Source organism: Herbiconiux gentiana (assembly GCF_024978135.1).
In the GTDB taxonomy this organism is placed as follows: Bacteria; Actinomycetota; Actinomycetes; order Actinomycetales; family Microbacteriaceae; genus Herbiconiux; species Herbiconiux gentiana.
Window position 1 is genome coordinate 82,026 of record NZ_JANTEZ010000003.1, and the last position, 16,428, is coordinate 98,453.

The following is a 16,428-nucleotide window of genomic DNA, read 5'->3' on the forward strand; positions in this document are numbered from 1 at the left end:
ATGAGCATTCTGGAGACGACGAGCGTGGTCGACACCGACGGGCCGTCGAAGAACCCCGCGATCAACGAGTGGGTGCGCGACGTGGCGCTGCTCACCAAGCCCGACCGCATCGTGTGGTGCGACGGCTCCACCCGCGAGTGGGACGAGCTGACCAAGTCGATGGTGGCGCAGGGCACGCTCATCCGCCTGAACCCGGAGTGGCGGCCGAACAGCTTCCTCGCCCGCAGCGACCCGGCCGACGTCGCCCGCGTCGAGGACCGCACCTTCATCTGCTCGGAGCGCCGCGAGGACGCGGGCCCCACCAACAACTGGCGCAGCCCCTTCGCCATGCGCGAGGAGCTCACCACCCTGTTCGCCGGCAGCATGCGCGGCCGCACCATGTACGTCGTGCCGTTCTCGATGGGGCCGCTCGGCGGGCCCATCTCGCAGCTCGGCGTGCAGCTGACCGACTCCCCCTACGTCGTGGTGAGCATGCAGCTGATGACCCGGATGGGCAGCGCGGCGCTCGACCTGATCGAGACCGACACCCCCTGGGTGCCCGCGCTGCACTCGGTCGGCGCCCCGCTCGTCGACGCCGACGGCACCCGGCACGACGACGTCGCCTGGCCGCACAACCCCACCAAGTACATCTCGCACTTCCCCGAGACCCGCGAGATCTGGTCGTTCGGCTCGGGCTACGGCGGCAACGCGCTGCTCGGCAAGAAGTGCTTCGCCCTGCGCATCGCCAGCGTGATGGCCCGCGACGAGGGCTGGCTGGCCGAGCACATGCTGATCATCAAGATCACCTCGCCCGAGGGTCGCGTGCACCACGTGGCCGCCGCGTTCCCGTCGGCCTGCGGCAAGACGAACCTCGCGATGCTGAACCCCTCGATCCCCGGCTGGAAGGTCGAGACCATCGGCGACGACATCGCCTGGATGCGGCCGGGCGCCGACGGGAAGCTGCGCGCGATCAACCCGGAGCGCGGCTTCTTCGGGGTCGCCCCCGGCACCGGCATCACCACCAATCCGACCGCCGTCGACACCGTCTGGGGCAACACCATCTTCACGAACGTCGCCCTGCGCGACGACGGGGACGTCTGGTGGGAGGGGCTCACGCCCAAGGCGCCGGCGCACCTGCTGGACTGGCAGGGCGAGCACTGGACGCCGTCGTCGGAAGGCCCCGCCGCGCATCCGAACTCGCGGTTCACCGTCACCGCCGACCAGTGCCCCACCATCGCCGACGACTGGGACTCGCCCGAGGGTGTCGTCATCGACGCGATCCTGTTCGGCGGCCGCCGGCCGAGCACGGTGCCCCTGGTCTCCCAGGCACGCGACTGGGCGCACGGCGTGTTCATGGGGGCCACGATGGCCTCCGAGACCACCGCCGCCGCCGAGGGCGCCGTGGGCCGGCTGCGTCACGACCCCTTCGCCATGCTGCCGTTCTGCGGCTACGACGTCACCGACTACTTCGCGCACTGGCTCGAGATCGGCGAGACGCTGGGGGCGGATGCTCCCCCGGTGTTCTCCGTCAACTGGTTCCGCAAGGACGCCGACGGCCGGTTCGTCTGGCCGGGCTTCTCCGAGAACTCCCGCGTGCTCGAGTGGATCGTGCGGCGCGTCGAGGGTTCGGTGGAGACCGTCGACACCCCGATCGGGCAGCTGCCGCGGTTGCGCGACATGAACGTCGAGGGGCTGTCGCTCGGGTACGAGGAGCTGCAGGGAATCCTCTCGGTCGATCGGGCGGCGTGGCTGCGCGAGGTCGACGAGATCGATGCGTTCTTCGGCGAGATCGGCGGCGAGCGGGTGCCGGTGGAGCTGCGGCGGCAGCTGGCGTCGCTGAAGGCGAACCTGCGCTGAGGTTCGCGCGGGTCGGCGCCGAACTGGGCTGAGGCGACGGGCGGCGCCGACCGGTATCCTGGGAGGACAGTGAGGCACCTCTCCACCTGACACGGTGCCGCCCATATCGCCAGGAGGCCCATCCATGTCCGCACACGTGCCCGACAAGCCCGCACTCGAAGGCCTCGAGGCGAAATGGGACGGGGTCTGGGCCGAGCAGGGCACCTACCTGTTCGACCGCGCCGACGCCGCCCGTGACGACGTCTACTCGATCGACACCCCGCCGCCCACCGCGTCGGGCTCGCTGCACATCGGGCACGTGTTCTCGTACACGCACACCGACGTCATCGCGCGCTTCCGCCGCATGGCCGGCAAGCGCGTGTTCTACCCGATCGGCTGGGACGACAACGGCCTGCCCACCGAGCGCCGCGTGCAGAACTACTACGGCGTGCGCTGCGACCCGTCGCTGCCCTACGACCCCGACTTCACCCCGCCCTTCGAGGGCGGCGACAACAAGTCGTCGAAGGCCGCCGACCAGATCCCGATCTCACGCCGCAACTTCATCGAGCTCTGCGAGATCCTCACGGTCGAGGACGAGAAGCAGTTCGAGACGCTCTGGCGCGACCTCGGCCTCTCGGTCGACTGGACCCAGACCTACCGCACCATCTCCCGCGAGTCGCAGGCCGCGTCGCAGCTGGCGTTCCTCCGCAACATCGAGCGCGGCGAGGCCTACCAGGCCATGGCGCCCACGCTGTGGGACGTCACCTTCCGCACCGCGGTCGCCCAGGCCGAGCTCGAGGACAAGGAGCAGCCGGGCGCCTACCACCGGCTCGAGTTCCACCGCCCCGACGGCGAGGGGGTCTTCATCGAGACCACCCGCCCCGAACTCCTGCCGGCGTGTGTGGCGCTGGTCGCGCATCCGGACGACGAGCGCTACAAAGCGCTGTTCGGCACGACCGTCACCACCCCCGTGTTCGGCGTCGAGGTGCCCGTCGTGGCGCACCACCTCGCGCAGCCCGACAAGGGCTCGGGCATCGCCATGGTCTGCACCTTCGGCGACCTGAACGACGTGATCTGGTGGCGCGACCTCGACCTGCCCAACCGCGCGATCATCGGCTTCGACGGCCGCATCATCAGCGAGGCCCCCGCCGCGATCACCTCGGAGGCCGGGCGCGAGGCGTACACCCAGCTGGCCGGCAAGACGGTCTTCTCGGCCAAGCAGGCCGTGGTCGAGCTGTTGCGCGGCACCGGTGAGCTGATCGGCGAGCCCAAGCCGATCACCCACCCCGTCAAGTTCTTCGAGAAGGGCGACCGCCCGCTCGAGATCGTCTCGACCCGCCAGTGGTACGTCACGAACGGCGCCCGCGACGAGGCCCTGCGCGCGAAGCTGCTCGAGTTCGGCGCCGAGCTCGACTGGCACCCCGACTTCATGCGCGTGCGCTACGAGAACTGGGTCGGCGGCCTCACCGGCGACTGGCTCATCTCGCGCCAGCGCTTCTTCGGTGTGCCGCTGCCCGTCTGGTACCCGCTCGACGGCGACGGCAACCCCGTCTTCGACCAGCCGATCCTCGCCCCGCGTGAGCTGCTGCCGGTCGACCCGTCGTCGGATGCGGCACCCGGCTACACGGAGGACCAGCGCGGCGTGCCCGGCGGCTTCCAGGGCGAGGTCGACGTGATGGACACCTGGGCGACCAGCTCGCTCACCCCGCAGCTCGCCGGCGGCTGGGAGCGGGACGAGGAGCTGTGGAAGCTCGTCTTCCCCTACGACCTGCGCCCCCAGGGGCAGGACATCATCCGCACCTGGCTGTTCTCGACCATGCTGCGCGCCACCCTCGAGGAGGGCGTGAAGCCCTGGCAGAACGCCGCCCTCTCGGGCTTCATCGTCGACCCCGACCGCAAGAAGATGTCGAAGTCGAAGGGCAACGTCGTCACCCCGGCCGACATCCTCAAGACCCACGGCTCGGATGCGGTGCGGTACTGGGCCGCCTCGTCGCGCCTCGGCACCGACGCGGCCTTCGACGAGAAGAACCCGACCCAGATCAAGATCGGCCGTCGCCTCGCGATCAAGATCCTGAACGCGGCGAAGTTCGTCTACGGCTTCACGCTGCCCGAGGGCCACACCGAGATCACCGAGCCGCTCGACCTCAGCATGCTGGCCGGGCTCGACGAGGTCGTGCGCACCGCCACGGCCGCCCTCGAGCGCTACGACCACGCGCGGGCCCTCGAGATCACCGAGACCTTCTTCTGGACCTTCTGCGACGACTACCTCGAACTGGTCAAGGAGCGGGCCTACCGCGACGAGTCGGAGGCGGCCGGCAAGGCCTCCGCCGTGCTCGCACTGCAGACCGCCGTCGACGTGCTGCTGCGCCTGTTCGCGCCCTACCTGCCGTTCGCCACCGAAGAAGTCTGGTCGTGGACGCACGAGGGCTCGGTGCACACGAGCGGCTGGCCGACCTCGGTGCTCGAGTCGCTGCCCGAGGGCGTCACGGCGACGCTCGCCGAGGACGCCGGTCTGCTGGCGCTCGCCTCCCGGGCCATCGTGTCGGTGCGCCGCGCGAAGACCGACGCCAAGGCCTCGCAGAAGACCCCGGTCGCCTCGGCCGTCATTTCGGGCACCGACGAGGAGATCGCCCTGCTGCAGCGCGCCGAGGGAGACCTCAAGGCGCTCGGCCGGATCGCGGTTCTCGGCTACGCCTCCGCTGAGGAACTCTCGGTCGGGGATATAGTTCTAGCGCCCGAGCAGAACGCCGAGGGCACCGCATGAGCCAGGAGTCCACGATGCCGAACGAGACCACCACGACCTCGGTGCGAGTGCGCCCCGTCGCCGGCAACGAGTTCTTCGCGTGGCACGCGGTCTACACGGGCTACGGCGAGTTCTACGAGTCGCCGCTGCACGACGAGAAGGCCGTGCTGGTCTGGAGCTGGATCATCGACCCGGAGCAGGAGCTCGAGTGCCTCGTGGCGGTCGACGAGAGCGACCAGATCGTAGGGCTCGCACACTACCGCCCGTTCTCCCGCCCGCTCGACGGCAGCCGGGGCCTGTACCTCGACGACCTGTTCGTGCTGCCCGAGAACCGCAAGCAGGGCATCGCGACCGCGCTGATCGAGGGCGTCGCCGACATCGGCCGCCGCCGCGGCGCCAGCGTGGTGCGCTGGATCACGGCGAAGGACAACGAGACCGCCCGCGCGCTCTACGACACCCTCGCCGAGAAGACCCGCTGGGTCACGTACGACAAGGCGCTCTGACCGAGAGGACCACCATGATGCAGCTCGGAACCCGTTGGCTCGTCGGTGACGAACCACCCTCCCGCCTTCCCCAGGCCGTGATCGACGCGGTCTACGAGGTCGAGGGCGAGCTCGCCGAACAGGGCGTCGACGCCAAGGACTGGAGCTGGACGCTCACCTGGCTCGAGGGTCGTCCCGTGGTGTCGCTCGACGACGACACGACGATCGAGTTCGACCCCGAGACCGACACGGCGCTGGTGACGGCGCCCGACGACGCAGAGTAGCGGTCGGGCGCACTGCTTGCTTGCCCGCCGGCGCTCAGCTGGTCGGGTCGGCCAGCCCCAGCGTGAGCCAGTTCTCGCGCGTGAGCAGGGCGGTCTCCTCGGCGTCGCCTGCCGTCGCCGCCGCGAGGATGCGCTCGTGCTGCTCGACCGACTCCCGCCCGCCGAGTGACGCGAAACGCAGGCGCTCCACCCGGCGCAGCACGGCGGTCGCCCCGTCGAGCACCTCGGCGATCAGGCGGTTGCCGCTCGATTCGACGAACACGGCGTGGAAGCGGTCGTCGGCCTCGAGGGCGCGGTCGACGTCCTGGGCGTCCAGGGCGTGGGCGAAGTCGTCGGCGGCGGCGCGCAACCGGGCCAGTTCGTCGGCCCCCAGCACGGGGACGGAGAGGCGGGCCGCCAGTTCGTGCAGCGACGCGGCGACCTGCTGCGCATCCGTCACCTCGGGCCCGTCGACCGGGGCCACCGTGGTCGCGCGACCGGGCCGGGCGATGACGAGGCCGGCGCGCTCGAGCCGCAGCATCGCCTCGCGGATGGGGGTGCGGCTCACCCCGAGCCAGCTCTCGAGCTCGGGGTCGCGCAGTCGCTCGCCCGGCTGGAGGGTGCCGTCGACGATGGCGTCGCGGAGCGTGAGGTAGACGTCGTCGCGCAGCAGGGTGCGGGCGCGGACGGCAGTCGTGGAGGGAACGGGCATGGTGACATCGTATCGCTCTCCGCGTGCGATATATTGCATAGAGCATTGTCACTCACCCCTTGACTGTCTGGAGCCCCATGGCCCTCGCCGACTTCCCCCGCTACCCCCTCACCTTCGGGCCGAGCCCGGTGCAGCAACTGCCGCGGCTGACGCAGCACCTCGGCGGCGCCCAGGTCTGGGCCAAGCGCGACGACGTCTCCAGCGGGCTCGCGTTCGGCGGCAACAAGACCCGCAAGCTCGAGTACTTGGTTCCGGATGCTCTCGCGAGCGGTGCCGACACGCTGGTGTCGATCGGGGGCTACCAGTCCAACCACACCCGCCAGGTCGCCGCGGTCGCCGCGAAGCTCGGGCTCAAGGCCCGGCTCGTGCAGGAGAACTGGGTCGACTGGCCCGACCCGCTGACCGACCGGGTCGGCAACATCCAGCTCTCGCGGATGATGGGGGCGAAGGTCACCCTCGACTCGGCGGGCTTCGACATCGGCATCCGCTCGAGCTGGCAGGAGGCGATCGACGAGGTCGTCGCCGACGGGGGCACGCCCTACGCCATCCCGGCGGGCGCGTCGGAGCACCGCCTGGGCGGCCTCGGCTACGCCAACTGGGCCTACGAGGTCGAGCAGCAGGAGCGCCAGCTCGGCGTGTTCTTCGACACGATCGTGGTGTGCACGGTGACCGGGTCGACGCACGCCGGCATGATCGCGGGCTTCGCCGGGCAGGAGCGGCCGCGCCGCGTGATCGGCATCGACGCCTCGGCGACGCTCGAGAAGACGCGCGACCAGGTGGCGCGCATCGCACGGCACACGGCGCAGCTGATCGAGCTCGGCCGGGAGCTGCGCGACGACGAGATCCAGGTGCTCGAGGGATGGGCGGGCGACCTCTACGGCATCCCGGTCGAGTCGACGCTCGAGGCCATCCGGCTGGGAGCCGAGCTCGAGGCGATGATCACCGACCCCGTCTACGAGGGGAAGTCGCTCGCCGGGCTGATCGAGCTGGTGCAGACGAAGGACATCCCGGCGACGAGCACGGTGCTCTACGCGCACCTCGGCGGGCAGGTGGCGTTGAACGCCTACAGCGGGCTGTTCCGGTCGTAGACGCTTCGGTCGTAGGCCGGATGCACGAAGGGCCACTCCCTCGGGGGCGGCCCTTCGTCGTGATGCGTGGTCGTGCGGCTACGCCGACTTCTCTTCGCGGCGCGGCTTGCGCGGCACGATGGTGGGAGCGGCGTTCTCGATCACCGTCTCCTTGGTGACGATGACGCGGGCGACCTCGTCGGTGGAGGGCACTTCGAACATGATCGGCCCGAGCACCTCCTCGAGGATGGCGCGGAGGCCGCGCGCACCGGTCTGCCGCAGCACGGCCAGATCGGCGATGGCCTCGAGGGCGTCGTGCTCGAACTCGAGGTCGACGCCGTCGAGCTCGAACATGCGCTGGTACTGGCGCACCAGGGCGTTGCGCGGCTCGGTGAGGATCTGCATCAACGCGGACTGGTCGAGCGGCGTCACCGTGGTGACGACAGGCAACCGGCCGATGAACTCGGGGATCAGCCCGAACTTGTGCAGGTCTTCGGGCAGCACCTCGTTGAACAGGTTGGCGTCGGCCTTCTTGCTGTAGAGCGGGGAGTTGAACCCGATGCCGCGCTTGCCGGCACGCTGGGAGATGATCTCCTCCAGGCCCGCGAACGCGCCCGCCACGATGAACAGCACGTTCGTCGTGTCGATCTGGATGAACTCCTGGTGCGGGTGCTTGCGCCCGCCCTGCGGCGGAACGCTGGCCACCGTGCCCTCAAGGATCTTCAGCAGCGCCTGCTGCACGCCCTCGCCCGAGACGTCGCGGGTGATCGACGGGTTCTCGGCCTTCCGGGCGATCTTGTCGACCTCGTCGATGTAGATGATGCCCGTCTCGGCCCGCTTGACGTCGTAGTCGGCGGCCTGGATGAGCTTCAGCAGGATGTTCTCGACGTCTTCACCGACGTAGCCCGCCTCGGTGAGGGCCGTGGCGTCGGCGACGGCGAACGGGACATTCAGTCGCTTCGCCAGCGTCTGGGCGAGATAGGTCTTGCCGCAGCCGGTGGGGCCGATGAGGAGGATGTTGCTCTTGGCGATCTCGACCTCGTTGGCCTGGGCCTCGGCCGAGACGATGCCGGTGCGCGCCTTGGTGCGCTTGTAGTGGTTGTAGACGGCGACCGAGAGGGCGCGCTTCGCCGCATCCTGCCCGATGACGTACTCCTCGAGGAAGGAGTAGATCTCTTTCGGCTTCGGCAGCTCGAACTCGCCGGCCGCTTCTTCGCTGGCCTCGGAGAGTCGCTCCTCGATGATCTCGTTGCAGAGCTCGACGCACTCGTCGCAGATGTAGACGCCGGGACCGGCGATGAGCTGCTGGACCTGCTTCTGGCTCTTTCCGCAGAACGAGCACTTCAGCAGGTCGGCGCTCTCCCCTATGCGTGCCATGCCCACTCTCCTCAACACTGTGTTCCGACGAGCCTAACCCGAACCCCCGACAAGCACCGACACCGACCCGCATTCGTGACCTACCCGTTCCCGCGGCCCGGCCAGGAGACGGCGACAGCCGGGGCATCCGCCGAGAGCGATGCTCTGCGGATGACCCGGCTGTCGGTGATCCCTCCCCCGAAGGAGCGGGCCAGCGGCGTCATGCCGTGGTCGAGGTCAGCTGACCAGGGCCGGCACGGCCTTGCGGGAGCTCAGCACCTGGTCGATCAGACCGTACTCGAGCGCCTCGTCGGCCGAGAGGATCTTGTCGCGGTCGATGTCCTTCGAGACCTGCTCGAGCGAGCGGTTCGAGTGGTTCGACAGCGTGCCCTCGAGCCAGGTGCGCATGCGCATGATCTCGCGGGCCTGGATCTCGATGTCGGAGGCCTGGCCGCCGCCCTGCCCGGTGGCGGGCTGGTGGATCAGGATGCGCGCGTTCGGCAGCGCGAGGCGCTTGCCGGGCGTGCCGGCCGCGAGCAGCACGGCGGCGGCGGAGGCCGCCTGGCCGAGGCACACGGTCTGGATCTGCGGACGCACGTACTGCATCGTGTCGTAGATCGCGGTCATCGCGGTGAACGAGCCACCGGGAGAGTTGATGTACATCTCGATGTCGCGGTCAGGATCCTGCGACTCGAGCACGAGCAGCTGGGCCATCACGTCGTCGGCCGAGGCGTCGTCGATCTGCACGCCGAGGAAGATGATGCGGTCCTCGAAGAGCTTCGCGTACGGGTCCTGGCGCTTGAAGCCGTAGGCCGTGCGCTCCTCGAAGCTCGGCAGGATGTAGCGGTCGCTCGGCATGGTGCCGTTGCGGTAGGCGCTCGCACCGAAGGTGGGGGTTTCCATGTTCTCTTTACCTGTTCTCTGAGATGCGATTGCGACTAGAGGGCCGAGGGGGCGTCGACCGTGCCGCCGCCACCGGCGACGTCGGTGGCGAACTCGCGCACGTGGTCGACGAAGCCGTACTCGAGGGCCTCCTGCGCACTGAACCAGCGGTCGCGGTCGCCGTCCTCGTTGACCTGCTCGACGGTCTTGCCCGTCTGTGAGGCGGTGATCTCGGCGAGACGCTGCTTCATGCTCAGGATGAGCTGCGCCTGCGTCTGGATGTCGGAGGCCGTTCCACCGAAGCCACCGTGCGGCTGGTGCAGCAGCACGCGGGCGTTGGGCGTGATGTAGCGCTTGCCCTTGGTGCCCGAGGTGAGCAGGAACTGGCCCATCGAGGCCGCCATTCCGATGCCCACGGTGACGATGTCGTTCGGCACGAACTTCATCGTGTCGTAGATCGCCATGCCGGCCGTGATGGAGCCACCGGGAGAGTTGATGTAGAGGAAGATGTCGCGCTTCGGGTCTTCAGCCGCGAGCAGCAGGATCTTGGCGCAGATCTCGTTCGCGTTGTCATCGCGAACCTCGGACCCGAGCCAGATGATGCGGTCCTTCAGCAGTCGGTCGAAGACAGTTGAGGGGAAAGCCTGATCGGCCATGTGTGTCGCTCCAATTCACTTGCAGTGGTTTGAATCTACTGGGTGCGACGCAGCGCGGCCCCCGTGTTCGCCGTCGGCAGAGCCGCGAACGACGACGGGCCCGCATCCGGTGCAGGATGCGGGCCCGTCGTGGTGGGTTCGATTAGTGCGAGTGGCCCTCGTGGTCGTGGCCCTCGTGCTCGTCGGCCGACTCGATGCCGACCAGGTTCTCGGCGTCGGCGTCGTCGTCGGCGAGGGTGGTGAACTCCGAGATGTCGACGGCCTTGCCGTTCGTGTCGACGACCTTGGCCTTCGACAGCACGATGGCGAGCGCCTTGTTGCGGGCGACCTCGGCCACCATGGCGGGGATCTGGTTCGACTCCGAGAGGATCTTCACGAACTCGTTCGGCTCCATGCCGTACTGGGCGGCCGACTGCACGAGGTACTGGGTCAGCTCGTCCTGCGAGACCTTGACCTCTTCACGGTCGACGACCGCGTCGAGCAGGATCTGCGTCTTGAAGGTGCTCTCGCTCGAGGCGGTGACCTCGGCGCGGTGCTCCTCGTCCTCCAGGCGGTTCTCGCTCTCGAGGTGACGGTGTACCTCGTCCTCGATGAGCGCCGGGGGAACCGGGATCTCGACCTTCTCGAGCAGGCTCTCGACGATCTTGGTGCGGGCCTCGGACGCCTGTCCGAAGGCCTTCTGCTTCTCGACCTGCTCCTTGAGCGAGTTCTTCAGCTCGTCGAGGGTGTCGAACTCGCTGGCGATCTGGGCGAAGTCGTCATCGGCCTCGGGCAGCTCGCGCTCCTTGACCGAGTTCAGCGTGACCGTGACGAGGGCGTCGCGGCCGGCGTGCTCGCCGCCGAGCAGCGGGGCCTCGAAGGTGGTGGTCTCACCGGCGGTGAGGGTGTCGAGCGCCTCGTCGATGCCCTCGAGCAGCTCGCCCGAGCCGATCTCGTAGGAGATGCCCGAGGCGGTGTCGACCTCGACGTCGTCGACGGTGGCGACGAGGTCGAGCTGGGCGAAGTCGCCGGTCTTGGCGGGGCGGTCGACGGTGACCAGGGTGCCGAAGCGGCTGCGCAGGCGCTCGAGCTCCTCGTCGACGTCGCTGTCTTCGACGACGGCGGGCTCGACCGCGACCTCGAAGCCCTCGTAGTCGGGCAGCTCGATCTCGGGGCGCACGTCGACCTCGATGGCGAGCTCGAGGTCACCCGAGAAGTCCTCGGCCTTGGGCCACTCGACGATGTCGGCCTGGGGGCGGCCGAGCGGGCGCAGCTCGTTCTCGGTGACGGCGTCGCGGTAGAAGCGGTCGAGGCCCTCGTTGACGGCGTGCTCGAGCACCGCGGCCTTGCCGACGCGCTGGTTGATGATGGGCGGCGGCACCTTGCCCTTGCGGAAGCCGGGGATGTTGACCTGCTCGGCGATGTGGCTGTAGGCGTGATCGATGCTGGGCTTCAGCTCGTCGGGGGTGACGAAGATGGCGATCTTCACACGCGTGGGGCTGAGCTTTTCGACCGTGGTCTTCACGTTGAGTGTCTCCTGTGGTTGTTTCGAGGTTCGTACGTCGTGTCGGGGCGACAGGATTCGAACCTGCGACCTCCCGCTCCCAAAGCGGGCGCTCTAGCCAAGCTGAGCTACGCCCCGGCGGCGAAATGGCCTCGGCAAGTCTAGTGCACGGGTCGCCGCCGGTCACACAGCGCGTTCGAAGCTGTACTACGATGTGTCGGGTGCCGGGCGCGAGCCCTGCTCGGGGATGTAGCTCAATGGTAGAGCCTCAGTCTTCCAAACTGATCACGCGGGTTCGATTCCCGTCATCCCCTCCACGCGGTGCGCTTGCCCCCACCCCCCTAGTTCTACTACCGTCGTGCAGAACGCCGCACGATCCGACCCGGGCGGCCGAGAAAGGCCAGCCTCATGACCGCGACTGACGAGCCGCGCATCCGCCCCACCTCGGGCGACACCCGACGCTCCCGACGCATCGTCGAGGAGGTGAGCTTCGACGAATTGATCAGCGATGACGCTCCCGCCCCCGTCGAGGCGGCGCCCAAGCCGGCGCGCACCCACACCAACGCGGCGGCCCCCGTCCGCCCCCGCGAGCAGCCCGCCGAGGCGCACCACCCCAAGGGCCGCTTCTACCGACCCGAGCTCTACAGCACGACCCAGCGCATCACCGGCAGCGTCGTGGTGAAGGTCACCGTCGTCGTGCTGCTGCTCGCCGGCACCGCCGCCCTGGTCTACCTGGCACTCGACCGCTTCAGCTGAGCGCCCGTTCGGGCGTAGTCTCCGATCCATGGAGATCGGACTGCACCTCGCTGACCTGACGTTCGAAGGCGGCACCGCCCTGCTCGCCCCCACCCTCGCGCGGGTCGCCCGCGAGGCGGAGGCCGCCGGGGTGGCCCGGCTGACGGTGATGGACCACCTCTGGCAGATCCGCGGCGTCGGCCCGGCCGAGAACGCCATGCTCGAGGCCTACACGACGCTCGGCTTCCTGGCCGCGCACACCGAGCGGATGCTCCTGCACTGCCTCGTGACCGGCGTGACCTATCGGGCGCCCGGGCTCCTCGCCAAGCAGATCGCGACCCTCGACGTGCTGAGCGGCGGGCGTGCCGGGCTCGGCATCGGCGCCGCCTGGAACGAGGAGGAGGCCACGGGCCTCGGCCTCGAGTTCCCGCCGATGAAGGAGCGCTTCGAGCGGCTCGAGGAGGCCATCCGCATCTGCCTGCAGATGTGGAGCGACGACGAGGGCCCCTTCGAGGGCGAGCACTACCGGCTCGGGCGCACACTGAGCGAGCCCGCTCCGCTCAGCCGGCCGCACCCCTATCTGATGATCGGCGGCTCCGGTGAGCGCAAGACGCTGCGGCTCGTGGCGCAGTACGCCGACGCCTGCAACATCTTCGGCGGGCCGGATGCGGGCCGGAAGCTCGAGGTGCTGCGGGCGCACTGCGACGACCTCGGCCGCGACTACGACAGCATCGAGAAGACGACGATCAGCGGGCTCGTGCCCGGGACGTCGGCCGACGAGCTGCTCGGCCTGCTGCGCGGAGCGCGGGAGCAGGGTTTCTCGGTGATGTATCTCATGCCGGCGGGCCCTCAGCCGCTGCAGGCCGTCGAGCTGCTCGCGTCGCTCCGTGAGGAGATCGCCGCGATCTGAGCGGGCGGGGTGATCCGAGCGGGCGGGGCGGCCGCGCGGTGCTCAGCGGGTGAAGCGCGCGGGCAGGTACGCCGGCGCCGGGGTGACCACGTACACGACGTCGTCGGCATCCGCCACCGAGTAGGCCTCGACGTAGCTCACCGTCGCGCCCGGCGCCACGGTGGCGGCCGGCGGCAGCCCGGTCATGCCGTTCGACGGGTCGACGATGGGGTTGCCGCTCGCACCGGCCGACGTCACCGAGGTGACGGTGCCGGGCACGAAGTCGTTCGCGCTGCCGTTGTAGACGGTGACGGTCAGGGCGATGTTGGCGGGCTGACCGGCGCCCGAGGCCTGCGGCGAGGGGCTGAACGACTCGGGGGCGGCGACCGAGATCTGCAGGCCGTCGTCGTAGGTCACGGTCTGGTCGTAGAGCGCCGGCACGACCTCGGTGGCGGATGCGGCCGGCCCTTCGCCGTCGGCCGCCTGACCGCCGAGAAGCGCCCCTGGGGCGGCCGCGCCGATCACCCCGACGGCGAACACGACCCCGAGCACCACGACCAGCACGAAGGCGAGCCCGGCGAGCACGAGCCCGGGCACGAGGAACGGATTGCGCGGGGCACGCACCTGACCGTGGGCGTGCCCGAGCGCACGCGCCGGCGGCTGGCGCACGGGAGCCGGCGAGCGGGACGGGGTCGCCGGGGCGGTGCCGGGCAGGGGGTTGCCCGGCCGCTTCAGCTCCCAGCGGTTCGGCTCGGCCGGAGCGGGCGGCACCACAGGTGCGGGCGCAGCAGCGTGAGCCGGGACGGCGGCCGGCGCGGCAGCCCGGGCCGGCCCAGCGGCCGGGGCAGGCGTCGGCACGGGCGCGGGCGCGGGAGCGGCGGCCCGTGGCGGCGTGCCGTCGTCGTCGCGCCCGCCGAACGACGGCGGGAGTGGCGGCAGAGGCGGGAGCGGCGGGGTCGACGGCATCCCCCACAGTCTCGCACCCGCAGCGCCCCGCCCCCTGCCGTTCGACGGCGGGCCGCGTAGTCTGACGGCATGTCCCCTCAGCCGCTCTTCCTCGCGGCCACGACGAGCTACGCGGTCAACTGCGCACTGGGCGCCTCGGTCGCCGCCGGCGTCGTCGACACGCGCCGCTTCCGCTGGGTGCACCACGCCCTGTACATCGCGACCTGCACGCTCGCGGGCGCGGCCGCCGCCTCAGCGATGCTGCCCGCGCTGCGTCCGTCGGGCGCCGCCGCTGCCGCCTCGGCCCGCCGCGCAGCCCTCGCGCTGGCGCCGGCCGCGGTGCCCCTCGTCGTCATCCCCCGGGTGAGCGCGCGCACCGCGCGCCATCCGATCGTCGCCCTCACCGCCGCCCCCTTCCTCGCGGCCGGCCTGATCCTGTCCAGGAGGTAGCAGTCCCGTGGAGTTCCTCGACGTCGTGCGCCGACGCAAGACGACCAACGGCCCCTTCCGGCCCGACCCGGTGAGCCGGGAGCACCAGCGGCTGCTGATGGAGGTGGCGGGCCGCGCCCCCTCGCAGCTGAACAGCCAGCCCTGGCGCTTCGTCATCGTCGAGGAGCGCGACACGATCGAGCGGATCGCCCGCATCAGCGGCGACAGCATGACCGAGGCCATGTCGAACGGCACGTTCTTTGAGCGCTACAAGCCCTACTTCCGGTTCAGCGCCGAGGAGATGGCCGAGAAGCGCAGCGGCATGCTGTTCGACAAGCTGCCGGCCGTGCTCCGCCCCTTCACCAAGCAGGTCTTCACGCCGCGCGGACAGAAGCTGATGAACTCGTTCCGCGTGCCGCAGACGCTCGGCGAGGAGAACCGCAAGTTGGTCGCCGGCTCGCCCCTTCTGCTCGGCGTGATGCTCGACCGCGCCGAGTACCGGCCGGGCGAGCTGAGCTCGTTCTACTCGGTGTTCAGCATGGGCGCGGCCATGGAGAACGTCTGGCTGACCACCGCCGAACTCGGCATGGGCATCCAGTTCGTCTCCTTCCCCATGGAGGTGCCCGGCAAGTGGGCCGAGATCGAGGCGCTGCTCGAGGTGCCCGACGACCTCGAGCTGATGGCGGTCTACCGGCTGGGCTACCTGCCCGCCGATCAGGTGCGCCCGGCCATCGACTGGTCGAGCCACGAGCGCAGGAAGCCGTCGCAGTACGTCTTCCGCGGCACCTGCGCCTCCCCCGAAACGGGGTGGGACGAGAGTCCACCCGTGCCCTAGGGTCGGTGCTGGGGGCAGGGCGACGGATGCTCGTTCCCGTCGATCCCGAAAGGCTCCCCATGGCAGACCACACCCTCTCCGGCCCCGAGTTCACCGGCGAACGGCCCCTCGAGGCCTCTCCCTGGGAGATCAAGCTCTCGTTCGGCCTCTGGCTGGCCGAGGCGATCCTGGCGCTGATCAGCGGGCTGCTCGTGGTGTTCGCCGGAGCGGCCGTCGCCCTGGTGGTCGGCACCGAGGGCGACGCCGCACCGATCACGATCGCCCTGGTCGTGGGAGCGGGCGTCGTGATCATGGCGCTCGCGGTGTTCCGCATCGTCTGCGCGGCGAAGCTGCTGCGGGGCAGGCCGTGGGCCCGCAACGCCCTCACGATCCTGGGCGTACTGGCGCTGTTCGGCGTCGTGCTGGAGTTCCAGGGCAACGCCGCCGTGGCGATCGCGCACGCGCTGGTCACGGTCGTCGCCCTCGTGACGATGTACCTGCCGAACTCCAACGCCTGGATCCGCGCGCCTTTCCCCACGTCAGCGGGCGTTTAGCAAGGTACGCCTCACCTTCGTGAGCGTTGCCTCAGCTTGCTTGCGGAACATTTCTCGCTGAGTACCGTTGAGGCACAGGGATCGGAAGGACACCTCATCATGACCGAAGTCATCGGCACCCGCACCACCAGCCCCGCCAGCACCACGAGCCCCGACGTGGCCGCCGCGGCCGCCCAGTTCCTCAGCCCCGTCGTGATCGAGCTGCAGGCCCTCGCGGTCAACGGCAAGCAGGCCCACTGGCACGTGCGCAGCTCCAACTTCATCGGTGTGCACGAGCTGCTCGACACCATCGTCGACCACGCCCAGGAGTACGCCGACACGGCGGCCGAGCGCGTGGTGGCCCTCGGCCTGCCGATCGACGCGCGCATCCAGACCGTCGCCGAGAAGACCGGCACCACCGCCATGCCGGCCGGGTTCCAAAAGTCCGACACGATGATCCAGGCGATCATCGGTCAGATCGACGTGGCCCTCACCGTGGTCAACAAGGCCGTCGCCGAGCTCGGCGAGATCGACGCCTCCTCGCAGGATGTCGCGATCGAGATCGCGCGCGGCCTCGATAAGGACCGCTGGTTCCTCTTCGCGCACATCTCGGAGTAGTCCTCC

Annotated in this window: 17 protein-coding genes and 2 tRNA genes; 12 read left to right on the forward strand and 7 right to left on the reverse strand. The window is 69.8% G+C overall.

Annotated features, from left to right (window positions below; genetic code table 11):
- From NVV95_RS07450 to NVV95_RS07465, 4 genes are all read left to right on the forward strand, one after another.
- Positions 1–1,836 carry a phosphoenolpyruvate carboxykinase (GTP) gene (locus NVV95_RS07450; RefSeq protein ID WP_259485927.1) on the forward strand — a complete coding sequence of 612 codons (1,836 nt, stop codon included), beginning with the start codon at positions 1–3 and terminating at the stop codon, positions 1,834–1,836.
- 124 nt (positions 1,837–1,960) lie between these two features.
- Entirely contained in the window at positions 1,961–4,579 is a 2,619-nt protein-coding gene (gene valS / locus NVV95_RS07455; RefSeq protein ID WP_259485928.1) for a valine--tRNA ligase, read from the forward strand.
- Positions 4,576–5,061 (forward strand): GNAT family N-acetyltransferase, encoded by a 486-nt coding sequence (locus tag NVV95_RS07460; protein WP_259485929.1) that lies wholly within the window; start codon positions 4,576–4,578, stop codon positions 5,059–5,061. The genes valS and NVV95_RS07460 overlap by 4 nt, the downstream gene beginning before the upstream one ends.
- 14 nt (positions 5,062–5,075) lie before the next feature.
- Entirely contained in the window at positions 5,076–5,324 is a 249-nt protein-coding gene (locus tag NVV95_RS07465; protein ID WP_259485930.1) for a hypothetical protein, read from the forward strand.
- A 34-nt stretch (positions 5,325–5,358) separates the two neighbouring features.
- Here NVV95_RS07465 and NVV95_RS07470 read toward each other — a convergent pair whose 3' ends face one another.
- Positions 5,359–6,015 carry a GntR family transcriptional regulator gene (locus NVV95_RS07470; RefSeq protein ID WP_259485931.1) on the reverse strand — a complete coding sequence of 219 codons (657 nt, stop codon included), beginning with the start codon at positions 6,013–6,015 and terminating at the stop codon, positions 5,359–5,361.
- A 77-nt stretch (positions 6,016–6,092) separates the two neighbouring features.
- Here NVV95_RS07470 and NVV95_RS07475 point away from each other — a divergent pair, with 77 nt between their 5' ends.
- Positions 6,093–7,103, forward strand: coding sequence for a 1-aminocyclopropane-1-carboxylate deaminase (locus NVV95_RS07475; RefSeq protein WP_259486459.1), 1,011 nt, complete (start codon positions 6,093–6,095; stop codon positions 7,101–7,103).
- Positions 7,104–7,181: 78 nt separating this feature from the next.
- On the opposite strand, the gene clpX is transcribed toward NVV95_RS07475, so the two are convergent.
- From clpX to NVV95_RS07500, 5 genes are all read right to left on the reverse strand, one after another.
- Complete coding sequence (gene clpX / locus NVV95_RS07480) at positions 7,182–8,459, reverse strand: ATP-dependent Clp protease ATP-binding subunit ClpX (RefSeq protein WP_259485932.1); 1,278 nt, start codon at positions 8,457–8,459, stop codon at positions 7,182–7,184.
- Between the two features lie 216 nt (positions 8,460–8,675).
- Positions 8,676–9,341, reverse strand: a complete 666-nt coding sequence (locus NVV95_RS07485; protein ID WP_259485933.1) for an ATP-dependent Clp protease proteolytic subunit — start codon at positions 9,339–9,341, stop codon at positions 8,676–8,678.
- A gap of 35 nt (positions 9,342–9,376) precedes the next feature.
- Entirely contained in the window at positions 9,377–9,976 is a 600-nt protein-coding gene (locus NVV95_RS07490; protein ID WP_259485934.1) for an ATP-dependent Clp protease proteolytic subunit, read from the reverse strand.
- A 142-nt stretch (positions 9,977–10,118) separates the two neighbouring features.
- The gene (tig, locus tag NVV95_RS07495; RefSeq protein ID WP_310796057.1) at positions 10,119–11,480 is read right to left on the reverse strand and encodes a trigger factor; all 1,362 of its coding nucleotides are present in this window, start codon (positions 11,478–11,480) and stop codon (positions 10,119–10,121) included.
- A gap of 42 nt (positions 11,481–11,522) precedes the next feature.
- Positions 11,523–11,597 (reverse strand) — tRNA-Pro (locus NVV95_RS07500).
- A 105-nt stretch (positions 11,598–11,702) separates the two neighbouring features.
- On the opposite strand from NVV95_RS07500, the gene NVV95_RS07505 reads away from it, so the two are divergent.
- From NVV95_RS07505 to NVV95_RS07515, 3 genes are all read left to right on the forward strand, one after another.
- Positions 11,703–11,776, forward strand: a tRNA-Gly gene (locus NVV95_RS07505).
- A 91-nt stretch (positions 11,777–11,867) separates the two neighbouring features.
- Positions 11,868–12,215 carry a hypothetical protein gene (locus NVV95_RS07510; protein ID WP_259485935.1) on the forward strand — a complete coding sequence of 116 codons (348 nt, stop codon included), beginning with the start codon at positions 11,868–11,870 and terminating at the stop codon, positions 12,213–12,215.
- 28 nt (positions 12,216–12,243) lie between these two features.
- The gene (locus NVV95_RS07515) at positions 12,244–13,104 is read left to right on the forward strand and encodes an LLM class F420-dependent oxidoreductase (protein WP_259485936.1); all 861 of its coding nucleotides are present in this window, start codon (positions 12,244–12,246) and stop codon (positions 13,102–13,104) included.
- A 42-nt stretch (positions 13,105–13,146) separates the two neighbouring features.
- Here NVV95_RS07515 and NVV95_RS07520 read toward each other — a convergent pair whose 3' ends face one another.
- A complete protein-coding gene (locus tag NVV95_RS07520; protein ID WP_259486485.1) occupies positions 13,147–14,049 on the reverse strand; it encodes a hypothetical protein in 903 nt (300 codons plus the stop codon).
- A 69-nt stretch (positions 14,050–14,118) separates the two neighbouring features.
- Here NVV95_RS07520 and NVV95_RS07525 point away from each other — a divergent pair, with 69 nt between their 5' ends.
- From NVV95_RS07525 to NVV95_RS07540, 4 genes are all read left to right on the forward strand, one after another.
- On the forward strand, positions 14,119–14,478 hold the full coding sequence (locus NVV95_RS07525; RefSeq protein WP_259485937.1) for a hypothetical protein: 360 nt from the start codon (positions 14,119–14,121) through the stop codon (positions 14,476–14,478).
- A 7-nt stretch (positions 14,479–14,485) separates the two neighbouring features.
- On the forward strand, positions 14,486–15,292 hold the full coding sequence (locus NVV95_RS07530) for a nitroreductase family protein (RefSeq protein WP_259485938.1): 807 nt from the start codon (positions 14,486–14,488) through the stop codon (positions 15,290–15,292).
- A 59-nt stretch (positions 15,293–15,351) separates the two neighbouring features.
- Complete coding sequence (locus tag NVV95_RS07535; protein WP_259485939.1) at positions 15,352–15,825, forward strand: hypothetical protein; 474 nt, start codon at positions 15,352–15,354, stop codon at positions 15,823–15,825.
- A 99-nt stretch (positions 15,826–15,924) separates the two neighbouring features.
- Positions 15,925–16,422 carry a Dps family protein gene (locus NVV95_RS07540; protein WP_259485940.1) on the forward strand — a complete coding sequence of 166 codons (498 nt, stop codon included), beginning with the start codon at positions 15,925–15,927 and terminating at the stop codon, positions 16,420–16,422.
- Positions 16,423–16,428: the final 6 nt, after the last annotated feature.

Coding starts and splice junctions, on each gene's coding strand:
- NVV95_RS07515 (WP_259485936.1), top strand. CDS start 12,244: ATGGAGATCGGACTGCACCTCGCTGACCTGACGTTCGAAGGCGGCACC.
- NVV95_RS07520 (WP_259486485.1), bottom strand. CDS start 14,049: ATGCCGTCGACCCCGCCGCTCCCGCCTCTGCCGCCACTCCCGCCGTCG.
- NVV95_RS07535 (WP_259485939.1), top strand. CDS start 15,352: ATGGCAGACCACACCCTCTCCGGCCCCGAGTTCACCGGCGAACGGCCC.
- NVV95_RS07510 (WP_259485935.1), top strand. CDS start 11,868: ATGACCGCGACTGACGAGCCGCGCATCCGCCCCACCTCGGGCGACACC.
- NVV95_RS07485 (WP_259485933.1), bottom strand. CDS start 9,341: ATGGAAACCCCCACCTTCGGTGCGAGCGCCTACCGCAACGGCACCATG.
- NVV95_RS07465 (WP_259485930.1), top strand. CDS start 5,076: ATGATGCAGCTCGGAACCCGTTGGCTCGTCGGTGACGAACCACCCTCC.
- clpX (WP_259485932.1), bottom strand. CDS start 8,459: ATGGCACGCATAGGGGAGAGCGCCGACCTGCTGAAGTGCTCGTTCTGC.
- NVV95_RS07460 (WP_259485929.1), top strand. CDS start 4,576: ATGAGCCAGGAGTCCACGATGCCGAACGAGACCACCACGACCTCGGTG.
- NVV95_RS07525 (WP_259485937.1), top strand. CDS start 14,119: ATGTCCCCTCAGCCGCTCTTCCTCGCGGCCACGACGAGCTACGCGGTC.
- valS (WP_259485928.1), top strand. CDS start 1,961: ATGTCCGCACACGTGCCCGACAAGCCCGCACTCGAAGGCCTCGAGGCG.
- NVV95_RS07490 (WP_259485934.1), bottom strand. CDS start 9,976: ATGGCCGATCAGGCTTTCCCCTCAACTGTCTTCGACCGACTGCTGAAG.
- NVV95_RS07540 (WP_259485940.1), top strand. CDS start 15,925: ATGACCGAAGTCATCGGCACCCGCACCACCAGCCCCGCCAGCACCACG.
- NVV95_RS07475 (WP_259486459.1), top strand. CDS start 6,093: ATGGCCCTCGCCGACTTCCCCCGCTACCCCCTCACCTTCGGGCCGAGC.
- NVV95_RS07450 (WP_259485927.1), top strand. CDS start 1: ATGAGCATTCTGGAGACGACGAGCGTGGTCGACACCGACGGGCCGTCG.
- NVV95_RS07470 (WP_259485931.1), bottom strand. CDS start 6,015: ATGCCCGTTCCCTCCACGACTGCCGTCCGCGCCCGCACCCTGCTGCGC.